Consider the following 17463-nt stretch of genomic DNA (forward strand, 5'->3'; position numbering starts at 1 on the left):
CATGCGCCCTCTTCTCGTCCTGCTGCACCGCTACCTCGGCCTGGCCACCGCGCTGTTCCTCGTCCTCGCCGGGCTCACCGGCAGCCTGCTGGCCTTCCAGCACGAGATCGACGAATGGCTGAACCCGGCCTTCTACCACGCACCTGCGCAGGGCCCGCTGCTGTCCCCCGGCGAACTGGTGCAGCGCATCGAGGACGCCGAGCCGCGCCTGCAGGTCTGGTACATGGAGGTGCCGGACGAAGCCGGCCACGCCGCGCTGATGGCGGCGGTGCCACGCATCGACCCGGCCACCGGCGCGCCCTACGACCTGCACCACCGGGTGATCTACCTGGACCCGGTGAGCGGCGCCGAGCTGGGCATGCGCCAGTGGGGCGCCTGCTGCCTGCAGGCGCAGAACTTCATCCCCTTCATGCTGGAGTTCCACTACACCCTGGCGCTGCCGGGCAACTGGGGGCTGATCCTGATGGGGCTGGTGGCGATCCTCTGGGTCATCGACTGCTTCGCCGGCGCCTGGCTGACCCTGCCCCGTGGCCGCCCCTTCCTGAAGAAGTGGTGGACGGCCTGGACGCTCAAGCGCGGCGCCGCACGCTACCGGCGCACCCTCGACCAGCACCGGGCCGGTGGGCTCTGGCTGTGGCTGCTGCTCCTGCCGGTGGCGGTGAGCAGCGTGGCGATGAACCTGCCGGAGCCGGTGTTCAAGCCGGTGGTGTCGCTGTTCTCCGAGGCGCCGCCGAGCACCTACCACCGGCGCAGCCAGATGCCCCGCGAACAGCTGGGCGAGACACAGATGGATTACCAGCGCATCTACCGGCTGGCGCAGGCGGAAGGTGAGCGGCAGGGCATCGAGGGGGCGATCGGCGAGCTGTACTACAGCGTCGAGTACAACTTCTTCGGCGCCGGTTTCGGGGGCCACGAGGCCAACCCGCTGGACAAGTCCTGGCTGTTCTTCCATGGCACCGACGGTCGACTGATCGGGGAGGAAATCGCCGGGCGCGGCACTCCGGGTGAACGCTTCTACCGGCTGCAGGCACCGATCCACGGCGGGCGCATCGCGGGGTTGCCGGGGCGCATCGTGATCGCGCTGCTGGGGGTGGCCATCGCCGGGCTGAGCGTCACCGGCGTGGTCATCTGGTGGCGCAAGCGGCAGGCCCGGCGCGCCAGTGCGGCCCGCGCCCGCGAGGGGCGGCGAGCCGCTTTCGGTCAGAACTTATAGCTCAGGCCGAGGGCCGTGCTTTCGTTGTTCTTGTCACGACCGGGCAGGTTGGAGTCCTTGTCCTTGTGCTCGTAGCTGAGGGTCATCACCAGGCCCTTGGTGAGCGTGTGACCGAGGGTGACGACGTGCTTGGTCTCGTCCTCTTCCTTGCCGGAGGGGTCGTGCTTGAAGTCGGTGTGACGGCGACTGTAGGCGACGCTGGCGAAGCTGTCCCAGGGCAGTTTGCGGGCGTAGCTGATCTTCCAGCCTTCCTGCTCCTTGTCCTTGTTGCGCGTGTCGTTGTCTTCCACCTTGGGCGAGTAGCTGAGGTCGAAGCTGTCCTTGCCGGTGGGCTTGAAGCGGGTGCCGACCTTGAAGGTGTCGACGTCGATGTCCAGCGGGCTGTCGTTCTCCAGGCCACGGTTCTCGTAGTTGTAACGGGTGTACAGCTCCAGCACGCGGTTCAGCTTGTGGCTGGCGCCCAGTGACCAGATGGTGCTGGAGAGGTCGTACTGGTGGTCCTTGTACAGCTGCAGGTAGGTGACGGCGGCGTTGATCTTCAGGCGCCAGGCCGGGATGACGAAGGTGGGGCCGGTGGAGACCGCCCAGGTCTGCCGGTTGAGTTCGTCGCGGTCGTCCTGGCGGGCCTGGGCGATGTTGGCGCCGAGGTTCCAGCGGCTGCCACGGTCGTCGAAGCCGTAGCCGTAGCGCAGGCTGCCGGCGGCCTGCCAGCGGTTGTCGTGGACGGTGGACTTGGGCTTGGCGACCGGGGTGGGCGCGGTGTCGTCGTCCTCCTCCTCGCCGTCGTCGTCCAGGTCGTCCTCGTCCAGGTCGATGTCGTCGAGCAGGTCGTCGAGGCTGTCGTCGTCCTCGAAGGCCATGTCGTCCATGTCTTCGTCTTCGTCGTCCTCGTCATCGAACGAGGGGTCCTGGGTCATGCCGGCGCTGGCGTTGGCGGTGTCGGTGTCATGCACCCGGGCCACGGCGACGCGGCCGCCGAAGGTGTGGGTCTTGAGCTTCCTGGCGATGCGCTTGGCCAGCTTGGCGCCTTCCCTGGCCTCCGCGGAGTCGGGGGCGTCCTGCTTGAGCCGCGCCAGTTCGGCCTTGGCGGCCGGGTAGTCGAGGGCGTCGGCATGGACCTTGGCCAGGGCCAGGCGCGCGCGGGGGTGGCTGGCGCTCAGGCCCGGGTCGGCGAGGATGGCGCGGTACTGCTCGGCGGCACTGCCGAGCAAGCCCCAGCGGGCACTGCTTTCCGCGTCACGGGCGAGGGTCTGGTAGGGGCTGGCGATGCTGCACAGGGGCAGGCCGGCCAGCAGCAGAACGGCGGTCAGTCCATTGAGTTGCATGGTGGGTTCCGGGAGGGCGGTCGATGGAATGGTGGGCAAGCCTATAGAGGCGGTTTTCCAGCGTCCAGAGCCCGGGCTGAATGTGATGTTGCGTTCACAAAGTCCCGCCCCACGCGGGCTGCAGGCTGATCCGACAGGTGAAGGCCGGCTGTGGATAACCGGGTCGCCGGGTGCCGCTTTCCTCCTCCCGAAACGAAAAAGGCGCAGCCGGGGGGCTGCGCCTTTGTCTGTGCCGGACGGCTCGAATCAGAACGGGATGTCGTCGTCGAAGCTGTCGTAGTCCGGGGCCGGCTGGGCGGCAGGCTGGGGAGCCGGGCGCTGCTGTTGTTCGCGCGGGGCGGACTGTTGCGGCTCACGCTGCGGGCGCGGGGCACGCGGGGCGGAGTCGCCATCGTTGCCGGGACGACCGCCGAGCAGCTGCATCTGGCCGTTGATGTCGACGACGATCTCGGTGGTGTAGCGCTTGACGCCGTCCTTTTCCCATTCGCGGGTGCGCAGGGTGCCTTCGACATAGACTTGCGAGCCCTTGCGCAGGTATTCGCCGGCGATCTCGGCGAGGCGGCCGAAGAACACCACGCGGTGCCATTCGGTGCGTTCCTGCTGCTGGCCGGTCTGCTTGTCCTTCCAGCTTTCGCTGGTGGCCAGGGTGACGTTGGTCACGGCGTTGCCGTTGGGCATGTAGCGGACTTCGGGATCGCCGCCGACGTTGCCAACCAGAATGACTTTGTTAACCCCACGGGCCATAACGTTCTCCTAGGCTTCAGCACGTTCGGGCGCCGCGTTGATCAGGCGCTCCAGGGACGTGCGGTCCAATTGTTCGGTATCCAACTTGATATAGATGGCGCCTTCTTCGGCCACCACTACGGCATCGGCCACTCCGGGCGTTGCCAGCAATCGCGCCACCAGCCCGGCATCGCCGAGGGCCGCTGCTGAGAGGGGCAGGCGCAGGCTGGTGACATACGGAGGCTCACGCATAGTAACAGCAATGGCGAGCCAAATCGCACAGACAACGGCGCAGCCGATGAATACCACCGACAGCCCGCCATGCTGGAACAACCAGCCCCCCAGGATGCCGCCGAGGGCCGCGCCGAGGAACTGGCTGGTGGAGTAGACGCCCATCGCGGTGCCCTTGCCGCCAGCCGGGGCGACCTTGCTGATCAGCGACGGCAGCGAGGCTTCCAGCAGGTTGAAGGCGGTGAAGAAGACGATGGTGCCGATGACCAGCGCCTGGAGGGTGTCGCCGAAGGCCCAGAAGTACAGTTCGCAGGCCAGGAGCACGCTGACGGCCCCGAGCAGCACGCGCTTCATCCGGCGCTTTTTCTCGGCGTAGATGATGAAGGGCACCATGCCGAAGAAGCCCACCAGCAACGCGGTGAGGTAGACCCACCAGTGCTGTTCCTTGGGCAGGCCGGCCTTCTCCACCAGCGCCAGCGGCAGGGCGACGAAGCTGGCCATGAGCACGGCGTGCAGGGCGAGGATGCCGAAGTCCAGGCGCAGCAGGTCGGGGTGCTTGAGGGTGGGCAGCAGCGCCTGGCGGGCGACGCCGGATTCGCGGTGCTGCAGCGGGTGGTCGGCGCGCGGCACCACCAGGGCGATGATGACGATGCCCACCAGGGCCATCACGGCGGTCACCCAGAACAGGCCGGAGAGGCCGAAGGCACGCGTGACCAGCGGGCCGACGACCATGGCGACGGCGAAGGAGACGCCGATGCTCATGCCGATCATGGCCATGGCCTTGGTGCGGTGCTGCTCGCGGGTGAGGTCGGAGAGCAGCGCCATGACGGCGGCGGAGATCGCCCCGGCCCCCTGCAGCACGCGGCCGGCGATCACGCCCCAGATGGAGTCGGCGTTGGCGGCGAGTACCGCGCCGGCAGCGAAGATCAGCAGGCCGATGTAGATGACGGGCAGGCGGCCGATGCGATCGGAAACGATGCCGAAGGGGATCTGCAGCACCGCCTGGGTCAGGCCGTAGGCGCCGATGGCCAGGCCGATCAGCGCGGGGGTCGCGCCGGCCAGGTCCTGCCCGTAGGTGGCCAGGACCGGCAGCACCATGAACATGCCGAGCATGCGGAAGGCGAACACCAGGGCGAGGCCGCTGGCCGCTCGGGTCTCGCGGCCGCTCATGCGTTCGGAATGGGAGTCGTGCATAGATTCCTCATGGGAAACGGATACGGGGAAATGCGTCGTGCCCCTCGGCGGCGCACGCACCCGACCCTGGGTGCACGGCCTGTGCCGGCGCCAAAAAATGTCGCGCATTCTAACAGTCCCGATGGTCTACAGCACAGTCGCGCGCCTTTGCCGCAGGCTAGGCGCGCCCCGTATAATCGCGGGTTTCCCGCACGCCAAACGAGGCAGCAGTGGACAAGATCCTGATCCGTGGGGCCCGTACCCATAACCTGAAGAACGTCGATCTCACCCTGCCGCGCGACAAGCTGATCGTGATCACCGGCCTGTCCGGTTCCGGCAAATCCTCCCTGGCCTTCGACACGCTCTACGCCGAAGGCCAGCGTCGCTATGTGGAGTCGCTGTCGGCCTATGCCCGGCAGTTCCTGTCGATGATGGAAAAGCCCGATGTCGACACCATCGAGGGGCTGTCGCCGGCCATTTCCATCGAGCAGAAGTCCACGTCGCACAACCCGCGCTCCACCGTGGGCACCATCACCGAGATCTACGACTACCTGCGCCTGCTCTATGCCCGCGCCGGTACGCCGCGCTGCCCGGACCACGACGTGCCGCTGGAGGCGCAGACCGTCAGCCAGATGGTCGACCAGGTCCTGGCGCTGCCCGAGGGCCGCAAGCTGATGCTGCTGGCGCCGGTGATCCGCGAGCGCAAGGGTGAACACCTCGCGGTGTTCGACGAGCTGCGTGCCCAGGGCTTCGTGCGGGCGCGGGTCAACGGCCGCCTCTACGAGATGGACGAACTGCCCAAGCTGGACAAGCAGAAGAAGCACTCCATCGACGTGGTGGTGGACCGCTTCAAGGTCCGCGCCGACCTGCAGCAGCGCCTGGCGGAATCCTTCGAGACGGCGATCAATCTCGCCGACGGCATTGCGCTGGTGGCGCCGATGGACGACGAGCCGGGCGAAGAGATCATCTTCTCCGCGCGCTTCGCCTGCCCCCATTGCGGCCACTCCATCAGCGAGCTGGAACCCAAGCTGTTCTCCTTCAACAACCCGGCCGGTGCCTGCCCCACCTGCGACGGCCTGGGCGTGAAGCAGTTCTTCGACGCCAAGCGCCTGGTCAATGGCGAGCTGACCCTGGCCGAGGGCGCGATCCGCGGCTGGGACCGACGCAACGTCTATTACTTCCAGATGCTCGGCTCCCTGGCCGCACACTACGGCTTCAGCCTGGAAAAGCCCTTCGACGAGCTGCCGGCCGAGGACCAGAAGGCGATCCTCTTCGGCAGCGGCCGCGAGGACGTGGACTTCCGCTACCTCAATGACCGTGGCGACATCGTCAAGCGTTCGCACCCGTTCGAGGGGATCATCCCCAACCTGGAGCGCCGCTACCGCGAGACCGAGTCGAACACCGTGCGCGAGGAGCTGGCCAAGTTCCTCAGCACCCAGCCCTGCCCGGACTGCCGGGGCACCCGCCTGCGCCGCGAGGCGCGCCACGTGTGGGTGGGCGAGAAGACCCTGCCGGCAGTGACCGGCCTGCCGGTGGGCGATGCCGCCGAGTATTTCGGCGACCTGAGCCTGCCCGGGCGCAAGGGCGAGATCGCCGACAAGATCCTCAAGGAAATCCGCGAGCGCCTGCAGTTCCTGGTCAACGTCGGCCTGGACTACCTGACCCTGGATCGCAGCGCCGACACCCTCTCCGGCGGCGAGGCGCAGCGTATCCGCCTGGCCAGCCAGATCGGCGCCGGCCTGGTGGGGGTGATGTACATCCTCGACGAGCCGTCCATCGGCCTGCACCAGCGGGACAACGAGCGCCTGCTGGCCACCCTCACCCACCTGCGCAACATCGGTAATACGGTGATCGTGGTCGAGCACGACGAGGACGCCATCCGCCTCGCCGACTACGTGGTCGACATCGGCCCGGGCGCCGGCGTACATGGCGGTCGGATCGTCGCCGAGGGCACGCCGGACGAGGTGATGTCGCACCCCGACTCGCTGACCGGCAAGTACCTGTCGGGCCGGGTGAAGATCGCCGTGCCGGCCAAGCGCACCCCACGCGACAAGAAGAAGTCGCTGCTGCTCAAGGGTGCGCGTGGCAACAACCTGCAGAACGTCAATCTGGAGATCCCGGTCGGGTTGCTGACCTGCATCACCGGCGTGTCGGGCTCGGGCAAGTCGACGCTGATCAACAACACCCTGTTCCCCATCACCGCCACTGCGCTGAACGGTGCCACGACGCTGGAGGCCGCACCGCACGACAGCTTCGACGGGCTGCAGCACCTGGACAAGGTGGTGGACATCGACCAGAGCCCCATCGGTCGCACGCCGCGCTCCAACCCGGCGACCTACACCGGGCTGTTCACGCCGATCCGCGAGCTGTTCGCCGGCGTGGCGGAATCGCGTTCCCGTGGCTACGGGCCGGGGCGCTTCTCCTTCAACGTCAAGGGCGGCCGCTGCGAGGCCTGCCAGGGCGACGGCGTGATCAAGGTGGAGATGCACTTCCTGCCGGACATCTACGTGCCCTGCGATGTGTGCAAGGGCAAGCGCTACAACCGCGAAACGCTGGAAGTCCGCTACAAGGGCAAGAGCATCACCGAGGTGCTGGACATGACCATCGAGGAGGCGCGCGAGTTCTTCGACGCCGTCCCGGCCATCGCCCGCAAGCTGCAGACGCTGATGGACGTAGGGCTCTCCTACATCCGCCTGGGGCAGTCGGCGACCACGCTGTCCGGCGGCGAGGCGCAGCGGGTGAAGCTGTCCCGCGAGCTGTCCAAGCGTGACACGGGCAAGACGCTGTACATCCTCGACGAGCCGACCACGGGCCTGCACTTCGCGGATATCCAGCAACTGCTGGATGTGCTGCACCGCCTCCGCGACCACGGCAACACGGTGGTGGTGATCGAGCACAACCTGGATGTGATCAAGACCGCGGACTGGCTGGTGGACTTGGGTCCCGAGGGCGGCTCCAAGGGTGGCCAGATCATCGCCACCGGCACGCCGGAAGACGTGGCGGAGATGAAGCAGTCCCACACCGGGCACTTCCTCAAGCCGCTGCTGGAGCGTGATCGCGCCTGAGTCCAGTGCACAATGAAAAGCCCCTGCCACCGCGAGGTGACAGGGGCTTTTTTCATGCAGGGTGAAGGGTCAGCCGAGCTGGACGCCCAGCGCCTTGGCGATGCCTTCGCCGTAGGCCGGGTCGGCCTTGAAGAAGTACTGCAGCTGGCGCTGTACCACGTCCTCGCTGACACCGGCCATGGCGCCGGCGATGTTGCTGATCAGCAACGCCTTCTGCTCGGCATTCATCAGGCGGAACAGCGCACCGGCGTGGCTGTAGTAGTCGCTGTCCTCGCGGTGGTCGTGACGGGCAGCGGCACCGCTCAGCGCCAGCGGCGGCTCGGCGTACTCGGGCGCCTGCCTGGGCGCATTCGCGTAGCTGTTGGGCTCGTAGTTGGGCGCCGCGCCACCGTTGCTGCCGAACGCCATGGCGCCATCGCGCTGGTAGCTGTTCACCGGAGAGCGCGGCGCGTTCACCGGCAGTTGCTGGTGGTTGGTGCCCACGCGGTAGCGGTGCGCATCGGCGTAGGCGAATACGCGGCCTTGCAGCATGCGGTCCGGCGACAGGCCGACGCCCGGAATCATGTTGCTCGGCCCGAAGGTGGCCTGCTCGACCTCGGCGAAGTAGTTCGCCGGGTTGCGGTTGAGCTCGAGTTCGCCCACTTCGATCAGCGGGAACTCCTTCTGCGACCAGGTCTTGGTGACGTCGAAGGGGTTCTCATGGTGAGCTTCGGCCTGGGCCTCGCTCATGATCTGAATGCACACGCTCCACTTGGGGAACTCGCCACGCTCGATCGCATTGAAGAGGTCGCGCTGGGCGTAATCGGGGTCGGTACCGGCCAGGCGGGCCGCTTCGGCCGGCGCCAGGTTCTTGATGCCCTGCTTGGTCTTGTAGTGCCACTTGACCCAGTGACGCTCGCCCTGGGCGTTGATCAGGCTGTAGGTGTGGCTGCCGAAGCCGTGCATGTGGCGGTAGCCGTCCGGGATCCCGCGATCGGAGAACAGGATGGTGATCTGATGCAGTGCCTCGGGCGAGTGCGACCAGAAGTCCCACATCATTTGCGCGCTCTTGAGGTTGCTTTGCGGGAGGCGCTTCTGGGTGTGGATGAAGTCGGGGAATTTCAGCGGATCGCGGATGAAGAACACCGGCGTGTTGTTGCCGACGATGTCCCAGTTGCCTTCCTCGGTGTAGAACTTCAGGGCGAAGCCGCGGGGGTCGCGTTCGGTATCCGCCGAGCCACGCTCGCCACCCACGGTCGAGAAGCGCAGGAAGGTCGGGGTCTGCTTGCCGACGGCCTCGAACAACTTGGCGCGGCTATAGCGGGTGATGTCGCGGGTGACGGTGAAGGTGCCATAGGCGCCGGAGCCCTTGGCATGGACGCGCCGTTCGGGGATGTTCTCGCGATTGAAGTGGGCAAGCTTCTCGATCAGGTGGAAGTCGTCGAGCAGCAACGGTCCACGCGGGCCGGCGGAACGGGAGTTCTGGTTATCAGCGACGGGGGCACCGGATGCGGTGGTCAGGTAGGTCTTCTTGTCCATCTATAACGTCCTCAACAGATAGTTTCGCGGCGAGCCAACGAGAGAGAGGATGAGGGACGAGGAAGAACAGAGCCAATGCATTAAAGGGAAACGGCCGATAGATAATATCTTTCGATCACGTAGGCCGGAAACGATGGGCTCCAGAAGGCTAGCGCTACCAGCGCAACGCCAGCAGGACGAAAAACCTCGGAATCCAGAACGGAAAAACCGGGCACTAGGCCCGGTTTCTTCTTGTAGCGTACGACTTACTCGGCAGCTTCTACTGCTGCGCCGCCGACCGGACGGTCGATCAGCTCAACGTAGGCCATCGGAGCGTTGTCGCCAGCGCGGAAGCCGCACTTCAGGATGCGGAGGTAGCCGCCCTGGCGGTTGGCGTAGCGCTTGCCCAGATCGTTGAACAGTTTGCCAACGATGGCTTTCGAACGAGTACGGTCGAAGGCCAGACGACGGTTGGCAACGCTGTCTTCCTTGGCCAGGGTGATCAGCGGCTCGGCAACGCGGCGCAGTTCCTTGGCTTTCGGCAGGGTGGTTTTGATCAGTTCGTGCTCGAACAGCGATACCGCCATGTTCTGGAACATGGCCTTGCGGTGTGCGCTGGTGCGGCTGAGGTGACGGCCACTTTTACGATGACGCATGGTTCAATTCCTTACCAAACTCACGTTCGGTGATTACGACGATCAGGCAGTCGCCTTGTCGTCCTTCTTAAGACTTGCCGGCGGCCAGTTGTCGAGGCGCATGCCGAGGGACAGACCACGGGAGGCCAGGACGTCCTTGATCTCGGTCAGGGACTTCTTGCCCAGGTTCGGAGTCTTCAACAGTTCCACTTCGGTGCGCTGGATCAGATCACCGATGTAGTAAATGTTCTCCGCCTTCAGGCAGTTGGCCGAACGTACGGTCAGCTCAAGATCATCAACCGGGCGCAGCAGGATCGGATCGATCTCGTCTTCCTGCTCGACTACTACGGGCTCGCTGTCACCTTTGAGGTCGACGAACGCTGCCAGCTGCTGTTGCAGGATGGTAGCGGCACGACGGATGGCCTCTTCGGGGTCCAGGGTACCGTTGGTTTCCAGGTCAATAACCAGCTTGTCCAGGTTGGTACGCTGCTCGACACGGGCGTTTTCCACGACGTAGGCAACGCGACGGACCGGGCTGAACGAGGAGTCGAGCTGCAAGCGACCGATGCTGCGGCTCTCGTCTTCATCGCTCTGGCGCGCGTCAGCCGGCTCATAGCCGCGACCACGAGCCACTTTGAGCTTCATGTTCAGTGCACCGTTTTCCGCCAGGTTAGCGATCACGTGGTCGCCATTGACGATCTCGACATCATGATCCAGCTGAATATCGGCAGCAGTGACCACGCCCGAACCTTTCTTGACCAGGTTCAGCGTTACTTCGTCACGACCGTGCAGCTTGACAGCCAGACCTTTCAGGTTGAGCAGGATTTCGATGACATCTTCCTGAACACCTTCGATGGCGCTGTACTCATGGAGTACGCCATCGATTTCGGCCTCGACTACTGCACAGCCAGGCATGGAGGACAACAGGATGCGACGCAGCGCGTTGCCCAGGGTATGGCCGAAACCGCGCTCGAGAGGCTCGAGCGTGATCTTGGCGCGGGTCGGACTGACCACCTGCACATCAATGTGACGGGGGGTCAGGAACTCATTTACCGAACTCTGCATGGATGCACCTATTTTCTAGCCCTTACTTGGAGTAGAGCTCGACAATCAGGTTTTCGTTGATGTCGGCGGACAGATCAGTACGTGCCGGAACGCTTTTGAAAACGCCGGACTTCTTCTCGACGTCGACTTCAACCCACTCAACGCGACCGCGTTGGGCGCACAGTTCAAGGGCTTGAACGATACGCAGCTGATTCTTCGACTTCTCGCGGATGGCAACAACGTCACCGGCCTTGACTTGGAAAGACGGTACGTTGACGGTCTGACCATTCACGCTGATGGCTTTGTGCGATACCAGCTGGCGGGACTCGGAGCGGGTAGCACCGAAGCCCATGCGGTACACGACGTTGTCTAGGCGGCACTCGAGGAGTTGCAGCAGGTTCTCGCCGGTAGCGCCCTTACGGCTGGCAGCTTCTTTGTAGTAACCGCTGAACTGACGCTCCAGGACACCGTAGATACGGCGCACTTTCTGCTTCTCGCGCAGCTGGGTGCCGTAGTCGGACAGGCGACCACGACGAGCGCCGTGCTGGCCAGGAGCCGATTCGATGTTGCACTTGGATTCGAGCGCGCGAGCACCACTCTTCAGGAAGAGGTCGGTGCCTTCACGACGGGACAGTTTGCATTTGGGACCAATGTAACGAGCCATTTCTCACTGTCTCCTATTACACGCGACGCTTCTTCGGCGGACGGCACCCGTTATGCGGGATGGGCGTCACGTCGGTGATGCTGGCAATCTTGTAGCCGCAGGCGTTCAGAGCACGCACAGCGGATTCGCGACCCGGACCCGGGCCCTTGACGTTGACGTCGAGGTTCTTCAGGCCGTATTCCAGGGCAGCTTGACCAGCACGCTCAGCAGCTACCTGGGCAGCGAACGGAGTGCTTTTACGGGAGCCGCGGAAACCGGAACCACCGGAGGTGGCCCAGGACAGGGCATTACCTTGGCGGTCAGTGATGGTCACGATGGTGTTGTTGAAAGACGCGTGGATGTGGGCGATCCCATCAACCACTGTCTTTTTGACTTTCTTACGGGGACGAGCAGCAGGCTTAGCCATGACTTAGTTCCTGTCGATTCGCGGGCGCAATTACTTGCGGATCGGCTTACGCGGGCCCTTACGGGTACGCGCGTTGGTCTTGGTACGTTGGCCATGAACAGGCAGGCCACGACGATGACGCAGGCCGCGGTAGCAACCCAGGTCCATCAGACGCTTGATGTTCATGTTGATTTCGCGACGCAGGTCACCTTCAGTGGTGAGCTTCGCGACTTCGCCACGCAGCTGTTCGATCTGCTCGTCAGAGAGATCCTTGATCTTTGCCGCCGGGTTGACCCCGGTGGTTGCACAGATGTTCTGTGCAGTGGTGCGACCAACACCGTAGATGTAGGTCAGCGAGATAACAGTGTGCTTGTTATCTGGAATGTTGACGCCTGCAATACGGGCCATTCAGTGAAACTCCAGTTGACAGCTACCTACGCCCCGGAAGCCAAGAAATAGGGCGCGCGATATTAACGCTGTAGAAACGAATAATCAACCCGGCAGCGCACTAGCTGCCGGGCTCATAACGCGTGAATCACACTCAGCCTTGGCGCTGTTTGTGACGCGGTTCCGCGCTGCAGATCACGCGAACAACACCTTCGCGGCGAACGATCTTGCAGTTGCGGCACAGCTTTTTCACCGATGCACGAACTTTCATCAGTAACTCCTAGAACCTTACGGAACTGGGTCAGCGGAGCATTCCGCCGCCGTAGCCCTTCAGGTTGGCTTTCTTCATCAGGGATTCGTACTGGTGCGAAACGAGGTGAGATTGCACTTGGGCCATAAAGTCCATGACAACCACAACAACGATCAGCAACGAGGTCCCGCCAAGGTAGAACGGAACGTTGGCTGCCACCACAAGGAACTGCGGAAGCAGGCAAACAGCCGTCATGTACAGAGCACCGAACATGGTCAAGCGGGTCAGTACGCCATCGATATAGCGCGCGGACTGCTCACCAGGACGGATACCCGGAATAAAGGCACCGGACTTCTTCAGGTTTTCCGCCACGTCTTTCGGATTGAACATCAACGCTGTGTAGAAGAAGCAGAAGAAAACGATCCCTGCACTAAACAGCAGAATGTTCAAAGGCTGACCGGGGGCGATCGCCTGCGAAAGGTCCTGTAGCCAGCCCATTTTGTCGGACTGACCGAACCATGCCCCCAGCGACGCTGGGAACAGCAGGATGCTGCTGGCGAAGATGGCCGGGATCACGCCCGCCATGTTCACCTTGAGCGGCAGGTGGCTGGTCTGCGCAGCGAAGACCTTGCGGCCCTGCTGACGCTTGGCGTAGTGCACCGCGATGCGACGCTGGCCACGCTCAATGAACACCACGAAACCGATGATCGCTACCGCCAGCAAACCGATGGCGACGAGGGCGAAGATGTTGATATCGCCCTGGCGTGCAGACTCGAAAGACTGCCCGATCGCCCTCGGAAGACCGGCAACGATGCCTGCAAAGATCAGCATCGAGATACCGTTGCCAACACCGCGCTCCGTGATCTGCTCGCCCAGCCACATCATGAACATCGCACCAGCCACGAAGGTGGTGACGGCCACGAAGTAGAAGCCGAAATCAGTCGAGAATGCGACGCCCTGACTGGCGAGGCCGACGGACATGCCGACTGCCTGCACCAGCGCCAGGACTACAGTGCCGTAGCGGGTGTACTGGCTGATCTTGCGACGGCCAGCTTCACCTTCCTTCTTCAACTGCTCCAGCTGCGGGCTAATAGCGGTCATGAGCTGCATGATGATCGACGCCGAGATGTACGGCATGATCCCCAGTGCAAAAATGCTCATGCGCTCCAGCGCGCCGCCGGAAAACATGTTGAACAGGCTAAGAATGGTCCCCTCGTTCTGCCGGAACAGCTCGGCCAGCCGGTCTGGGTTTATCCCGGGCACTGGAATGTGCGCGCCAATCCGGTAGACGATGATCGCCAGGAACAGGAAACGCAGTCGAGCCCAGAGCTCGGATAACCCGCCATTGCTGAGCGCGGAGAGAGCACCTTGCTTAGCCATTTAGTCCTCGAACTTACCGCCAGCTGCTTCGATAGCCGCACGCGCACCCTTGGTGGCGGCGATACCTTTCAGGGTGACCGCGCGAGTAACGTCGCCCGACAGCATGATTTTCACACGCTGTACGTTCTGGTTAATCACGTTGGCATCCTTCAGCGACTGCAGAGTGACGACATCGCCTTCAACCTTGGCCAGCTCGGAGGTGCGCACTTCTGCGCGATCCATGGCCTTCAGGGAAACGAAGCCGAACTTCGGCAGACGACGATGCAGCGGCTGCTGGCCGCCCTCGAAGCCCGGAGCGATGGTGCCACCGGAGCGGGAGGTTTGACCTTTGTGACCACGGCCACCAGTCTTGCCCAAGCCGCTGCCGATACCACGGCCCGGACGGTGCTTCTCGCGACGGGCACCCGGCGCGGAACGCAGATCGTTCAGTTTCATGGATTAACCCTCGACGCGCAGAAGGTAGTAAGCCTTGTTGATCATGCCGCGATTTTCAGGGGTGTCCTGAACTTCGACGGTGTGACCAATGCGACGCAGGCCGAGGCCCTTGACGCAAGCTTTGTGGTTAGCCAGACGGCCGTTAACGCTCTTGATCAGCGTTACTTTGACAGTTGCCATGATTAGAGAATCTCCTCGACGCTCTTACCACGCTTGGCTGCAACGGACTCCGGGGACTGCATGTTCTTCAGACCCTTGAAGGTGGCATAAACCACGTTCACCGGATTGGTCGAGCCATAGCATTTGGCCAGAACGTTCTGCACACCAGCCACTTCCAGAACGGCACGCATGGCGCCGCCGGCGATGATACCGGTACCTTCGGAAGCCGGCTGCATGTACACCTTGGAGGCGCCATGGGCGGACTTGACGGGGTACTGCAGGGTCGAACCGTTCAGGTCTACCTGGATCATGTTGCGGCGAGCGGCTTCCATCGCTTTCTGGATAGCAGCCGGCACTTCGCGGGACTTGCCACGACCGAAACCAACACGACCTTTACCGTCACCCACCACGGTCAGCGCGGTGAAGGTGAAGATACGGCCGCCCTTTACGGTCTTGGCAACACGGTTAACCTGGACCAGCTTCTCGATGTAGCCTTCGTCGCGCTTTTGCTCGTTATTTGCCATAACTTAGAACTCCAGCCCGCCTTCACGAGCAGCATCAGCCAGCGCCTTGACGCGGCCGTGGTACTTGAAGCCAGAACGATCGAACGCCACCTGAGTGACACCAGCTGCTTTCGCACGCTCGGCAACCAGCTGACCAACCTTCTTGGCGGCGTCGACGTTGCCGGTGGCGCCGTCACGCAGTTCTTTGTCCAGGGTCGAGGCAGTGGCCAGAACCTTGGCGCCGTCGGCCGAAATGACCTGGGCGTAGATGTGCTGGGAAGAGCGATACACGCAGAGGCGTACGGTTTCCAGCTCGCGCATTTTCAGGCGTGCCTTGCGAGCGCGACGCAGACGAGTTTCTTTCTTTACGCTCATTTGCTATGCCCTACTTCTTCTTAGCTTCTTTACGACGGACGACTTCGTCGGCGTAACGCACACCTTTGCCCTTGTAGGGCTCCGGCGGACGGAAGTCGCGAATTTCGGCCGCCACCTGACCAACCAGCTGCTTGTCGATACCCTTGATCAGGATGTCGGTCTGGCTGGGGGTTTCGGCGGTAACGCCTTGCGGCAGTTCGTAATCCACCGGATGCGAGAAGCCGAGAGCCAGGGACAGCACTTGACCTTTGGCTTGCGCCTTGTAGCCAACGCCTACCAGCTGGAGCTTGCGCTCGAAGCCTTGGCTGACGCCGACTACCATGTTGTTGACCAGCGCACGGGTGGTACCAGCCATGGCACGGTTCTGCTGGTCGCCGTTGCGAGCAGCGAAACGCAGCTCACCAGCTTCCTGCAGCACTTCCACGGACGGGTGCACGTTCAGTTCGAGAGCGCCCTTGGCACCCTTCACCGAGAGCTGCTGACCGGCGATCTTGATTTCGACGCCAGCGGGCAGCTTGACGGGGTTCTTAGCAACGCGAGACATGCTTATCCCCCCTTAGAACACAGTGCAAAGCACTTCGCCACCAACGCCAGCAGCGCGAGCAGCACGATCAGTCATCACACCCTTGTTGGTGGAAACGATCGATACGCCCAGGCCGCCACGAACTTTCGGCAGCTGATCGACGGATTTGTACTGGCGCAGGCCAGGACGACTTACGCGCTTGAGTTCCTCGATGACCGGACGGCCTTCGAAGTACTTCAGCTCGATGGACAGCAGAGGTTTGATATCGCTGCTGATCTGGTATCCCGAGATGTAACCTTCGTTCTTGAGAACGCTGGCTACCGCCACCTTCAGTTTGGAGGACGGCATGCTTACGACAGACTTTTCAGCCATCTGGGCATTACGGATACGAGTTAGCATGTCCGCTAACGGGTCCTGCATACTCATGGGCTAGTTGCTCCTAAATACAAAAGAAATAGCCTTGCGACTAGAATCGCGACAGAGCGCAGGCGAATCGAGGCCTGACTCCGGCGAGCCGAATATTCTAGAGACGGATCAAAAACGAATCAAGCCCCAAAAGGGGCTTGATTTGATACCACTCGGCGGATGCCGGAGCTTGCGCTCCGACACCCACGGCGACATTACCAGCTGGCCTTGACCAGACCGGGAACGTCACCACGCATGGCGGCTTCGCGCAGCTTGTTACGGCCGAGGCCGAACTTGCGGTACACACCGTGCGGACGACCGGTGATACGGCAGCGGTTACGCAGGCGCGAGGCGCTGGCGTCACGGGGCTGCTTCTGCAGAGCTACCTGAGCTTCCCAACGCGCTTCCGGAGTGGAGTTGGGGTTGGCAATGATAGCTTTCAGCTCAGCGCGCTTCTTAGCGAACTTAGCAACCGTTTGCTGACGCTTCAGCTCACGGTTTTTCATGCTCTGTTTGGCCATGTTCCTACTCCAATCAGTTGCGGAACGGGAAGTTGAAGGCGCGCAGCAGGGCGCGACCTTCATCATCGTTACGGGCGGTGGTGGTCAGGGTGATATCCAGGCCACGCAGCGCATCGATCTTGTCGTAATCGATTTCCGGGAAGATGATCTGCTCTTTCACGCCCATGCTGTAGTTGCCACGACCATCGAAGGACTTGGCATTCAGGCCGCGGAAGTCACGCACGCGGGGCAGGGAGATAGCCAGCAGGCGATCCAGGAACTCGTACATACGATCGCGACGCAGGGTCACCTTGACACCGATCGGCCAACCTTCACGGACCTTGAAGCCCGCTACGGATTTCTTGGCGTAGGTCACAACGACCTTCTGACCAGTGATCTTCTCAAGATCAGCTACAGCGTGCTCGATGACTTTCTTGTCACCAATCGCTTCGCCCAGGCCCATGTTCAGGGTGATCTTGGTAATGCGCGGAACTTCCATCACGTTGGAAAGCTGAAGCTCTTCTTTCAGCTTGGGCGCGATTTCTTTCCGGTAAATCTCTTTTAGTCGTGCCATGGTCTTCTACCTAGCAG

21 protein-coding genes are annotated in these 17463 nt (G+C 62.8%); 2 read left to right on the forward strand and 19 right to left on the reverse strand.

Going from position 1 to position 17463, the window contains the following annotated elements; all coding sequences use genetic code 11:
* Position 1 precedes the first annotated feature (1 nt).
* Positions 2-1213, forward strand: coding sequence for a PepSY-associated TM helix domain-containing protein (locus ACYJSS_RS27195; protein ID WP_236206021.1), 1212 nt, complete (start codon positions 2-4; stop codon positions 1211-1213).
* Here the strand turns inward: ACYJSS_RS27195 and ACYJSS_RS27200 are convergent.
* From ACYJSS_RS27200 to ACYJSS_RS27210, 3 genes are all read right to left on the reverse strand, one after another.
* Positions 1201-2538 carry a hypothetical protein gene (locus ACYJSS_RS27200; protein ID WP_236206022.1) on the reverse strand — a complete coding sequence of 446 codons (1338 nt, stop codon included), beginning with the start codon at positions 2536-2538 and terminating at the stop codon, positions 1201-1203. The genes ACYJSS_RS27195 and ACYJSS_RS27200 overlap by 13 nt on opposite strands.
* Positions 2539-2784: 246 nt before the next feature.
* Entirely contained in the window at positions 2785-3282 is a 498-nt protein-coding gene (locus tag ACYJSS_RS27205; protein ID WP_021219615.1) for a single-stranded DNA-binding protein, read from the reverse strand.
* Positions 3283-3291: 9 nt separating this feature from the next.
* Positions 3292-4686 carry an MFS transporter gene (locus ACYJSS_RS27210; RefSeq protein ID WP_236206023.1) on the reverse strand — a complete coding sequence of 465 codons (1395 nt, stop codon included), beginning with the start codon at positions 4684-4686 and terminating at the stop codon, positions 3292-3294.
* Between the two features lie 209 nt (positions 4687-4895).
* Here ACYJSS_RS27210 and uvrA point away from each other — a divergent pair, with 209 nt between their 5' ends.
* Complete coding sequence (uvrA, locus tag ACYJSS_RS27215) at positions 4896-7730, forward strand: excinuclease ABC subunit UvrA (RefSeq protein ID WP_111261946.1); 2835 nt, start codon at positions 4896-4898, stop codon at positions 7728-7730.
* Between the two features lie 69 nt (positions 7731-7799).
* On the opposite strand, the gene ACYJSS_RS27220 is transcribed toward uvrA, so the two are convergent.
* From ACYJSS_RS27220 to rplE, 16 genes are all read right to left on the reverse strand, one after another.
* Positions 7800-9248: a catalase gene (locus ACYJSS_RS27220; RefSeq protein ID WP_236206024.1), complete on the reverse strand. Its 1449-nt coding sequence runs from the start codon at positions 9246-9248 to the stop codon at positions 7800-7802.
* Positions 9249-9493: 245 nt separating this feature from the next.
* Complete coding sequence (gene rplQ, locus ACYJSS_RS27225; protein ID WP_021219611.1) at positions 9494-9883, reverse strand: 50S ribosomal protein L17; 390 nt, start codon at positions 9881-9883, stop codon at positions 9494-9496.
* 42 nt (positions 9884-9925) lie between these two features.
* On the reverse strand, positions 9926-10927 hold the full coding sequence (locus ACYJSS_RS27230; RefSeq protein ID WP_021219610.1) for a DNA-directed RNA polymerase subunit alpha: 1002 nt from the start codon (positions 10925-10927) through the stop codon (positions 9926-9928).
* 22 nt (positions 10928-10949) lie between these two features.
* Positions 10950-11570, reverse strand: a complete 621-nt coding sequence (rpsD, locus tag ACYJSS_RS27235; RefSeq protein WP_111261948.1) for a 30S ribosomal protein S4 — start codon at positions 11568-11570, stop codon at positions 10950-10952.
* 16 nt (positions 11571-11586) lie between these two features.
* Positions 11587-11976, reverse strand: coding sequence for a 30S ribosomal protein S11 (gene rpsK, locus ACYJSS_RS27240; protein WP_003093689.1), 390 nt, complete (start codon positions 11974-11976; stop codon positions 11587-11589).
* 30 nt (positions 11977-12006) lie between these two features.
* The gene (gene rpsM / locus ACYJSS_RS27245; RefSeq protein WP_111261949.1) at positions 12007-12363 is read right to left on the reverse strand and encodes a 30S ribosomal protein S13; all 357 of its coding nucleotides are present in this window, start codon (positions 12361-12363) and stop codon (positions 12007-12009) included.
* 133 nt (positions 12364-12496) lie between these two features.
* Positions 12497-12613 (reverse strand): 50S ribosomal protein L36, encoded by a 117-nt coding sequence (rpmJ, locus tag ACYJSS_RS27250; RefSeq protein ID WP_014854209.1) that lies wholly within the window; start codon positions 12611-12613, stop codon positions 12497-12499.
* Between the two features lie 30 nt (positions 12614-12643).
* Positions 12644-13972, reverse strand: a complete 1329-nt coding sequence (gene secY / locus ACYJSS_RS27255) for a preprotein translocase subunit SecY (RefSeq protein WP_111261950.1) — start codon at positions 13970-13972, stop codon at positions 12644-12646.
* Complete coding sequence (rplO, locus tag ACYJSS_RS27260; RefSeq protein ID WP_111261951.1) at positions 13973-14407, reverse strand: 50S ribosomal protein L15; 435 nt, start codon at positions 14405-14407, stop codon at positions 13973-13975.
* 3 nt (positions 14408-14410) lie between these two features.
* The gene (rpmD, locus tag ACYJSS_RS27265) at positions 14411-14587 is read right to left on the reverse strand and encodes a 50S ribosomal protein L30 (protein WP_016490545.1); all 177 of its coding nucleotides are present in this window, start codon (positions 14585-14587) and stop codon (positions 14411-14413) included.
* A gap of 2 nt (positions 14588-14589) precedes the next feature.
* Positions 14590-15090, reverse strand: coding sequence for a 30S ribosomal protein S5 (gene rpsE, locus ACYJSS_RS27270; RefSeq protein ID WP_111261952.1), 501 nt, complete (start codon positions 15088-15090; stop codon positions 14590-14592).
* A 3-nt stretch (positions 15091-15093) separates the two neighbouring features.
* On the reverse strand, positions 15094-15444 hold the full coding sequence (rplR, locus tag ACYJSS_RS27275; protein ID WP_021219603.1) for a 50S ribosomal protein L18: 351 nt from the start codon (positions 15442-15444) through the stop codon (positions 15094-15096).
* Between the two features lie 10 nt (positions 15445-15454).
* On the reverse strand, positions 15455-15988 hold the full coding sequence (gene rplF, locus ACYJSS_RS27280; RefSeq protein WP_021219602.1) for a 50S ribosomal protein L6: 534 nt from the start codon (positions 15986-15988) through the stop codon (positions 15455-15457).
* A gap of 12 nt (positions 15989-16000) precedes the next feature.
* Positions 16001-16393, reverse strand: a complete 393-nt coding sequence (rpsH, locus tag ACYJSS_RS27285; protein ID WP_111261953.1) for a 30S ribosomal protein S8 — start codon at positions 16391-16393, stop codon at positions 16001-16003.
* A gap of 194 nt (positions 16394-16587) precedes the next feature.
* Positions 16588-16893 (reverse strand): 30S ribosomal protein S14, encoded by a 306-nt coding sequence (gene rpsN, locus ACYJSS_RS27290; protein ID WP_111261954.1) that lies wholly within the window; start codon positions 16891-16893, stop codon positions 16588-16590.
* A 13-nt stretch (positions 16894-16906) separates the two neighbouring features.
* Complete coding sequence (rplE, locus tag ACYJSS_RS27295; RefSeq protein ID WP_021219599.1) at positions 16907-17446, reverse strand: 50S ribosomal protein L5; 540 nt, start codon at positions 17444-17446, stop codon at positions 16907-16909.
* Between the last annotated feature and the right edge of the window lie 17 nt (positions 17447-17463).

Source organism: Pseudomonas sp. No.21 (genome assembly GCF_054558415.1).